The 914-nt window shown below is 45.2% G+C and carries 1 protein-coding gene; it reads right to left on the minus strand.

The window, feature by feature from the left end; all coding sequences use genetic code 11:
* Window positions 1-914: elongation factor Tu (tuf, locus tag RM556_RS17300; protein WP_311363143.1), on the minus strand; the 914-nt coding region annotated here is incomplete at both ends.

The raw sequence follows: 914 nt of genomic DNA on the forward strand, positions 1-914 counted from the left end.
ACTTCAGCTTCGAACTTAGTGTGTGGGTTGATTGAACCAGGCTTAGCCAATACTTGACCACGCTCTACGTCTTCACGCTTAGTACCACGTAGTAGAACACCAACGTTCTCACCAGCACGGCCTTCGTCTAGAAGCTTACGGAACATTTCAACACCAGTACAAGTCGTCTTAGTTGTATCTTTGATACCAACGATTTCTACTTCTTCACCTACTTTGATAATACCTTGCTCAACACGACCTGTTACAACTGTACCACGGCCTGAAATTGAGAATACATCTTCGATTGGAAGGATGAATGGCTTATCGATGTCACGCTCTGGCTCTGGAATATATGAATCCAATGCTTCGCCTAACTCAATGATTTTTGCTTCCCACTTTTCTTCGCCTTCTAGCGCTTTAAGTGCAGAACCTTGAATTACTGGTAAATCATCACCTGGGAATTCATATTCTGTTAGTAGCTCACGAACTTCCATTTCTACTAGTTCTAGTAGCTCTTCGTCGTCAACCATGTCGCATTTGTTCATGAAAACGATCATGTAAGGAATACCAACTTGGCGACCTAGCAAGATGTGCTCACGTGTTTGTGGCATAGGACCGTCAGTTGCCGCAACAACCAAGATCCCGCCGTCCATTTGAGCAGCACCGGTGATCATGTTCTTAACATAATCGGCGTGTCCTGGGCAATCTACGTGTGCGTAGTGACGTGTAGGAGTATCATACTCTACGTGTGATGTAGAGATTGTGATACCACGCTCACGCTCTTCTGGAGCGTTGTCGATTTGATCAAATGCTTGAGCGTCACCGCCGTAAGTCTTTGCTAATACCGACGTGATTGCCGCTGTAAGAGTTGTTTTACCGTGGTCAACGTGGCCGATAGTACCAACGTTTACGTGTGGTTTATTACGTTCAAACTT

The sequence above is a fragment of the Alteromonas sp. W364 genome, assembly GCF_031846205.1.
GTDB lineage: Bacteria > Pseudomonadota > Gammaproteobacteria > Enterobacterales > Alteromonadaceae > Glaciecola > Glaciecola blandensis.